1 protein-coding gene is annotated in these 248 nt (G+C 56.5%); it reads left to right on the top strand.

The genetic code is table 11. From position 1 onward, the window contains the following. Positions 1–60: 60 nt before the first annotated feature. On the top strand, positions 61–248 hold a 188-nt coding region (locus DQG18_RS16415; RefSeq protein WP_210208088.1), incomplete at its 3' end, for a hypothetical protein.

Raw genomic sequence — 248 nt, 5'->3', positions numbered from 1 at the left:
GTCGATTAGAGGAGCGTCGGCCTCGTCTCTGGGCTGATTGTTTTATGCGGCGAGATTGCGGTGCTGCAAGCGCCGATGCTCGATGGTCTGTCGTTTGATCCTTTCTCGCTGTTTGATGATGGTCTGGCCGGCGCCAACCAGTGGATCGGCACCACCTTCTGCACAGGCAATGGTCGAAAAGCCGATCATGCATTAAGACTGAAACCGGACCACTTTATAGGTATTCCTCCGGCGGGGGCCGTCTGTCC

Source organism: Pelagibacterium sediminicola, assembly GCF_003390885.1.
GTDB classification, from domain to species: Bacteria; Pseudomonadota; Alphaproteobacteria; order Rhizobiales; family Devosiaceae; genus Pelagibacterium; species Pelagibacterium sediminicola.
Note: the sequence above shows the minus strand (reverse complement) of the source record. Positions and strands in the feature narration are given on the sequence as shown.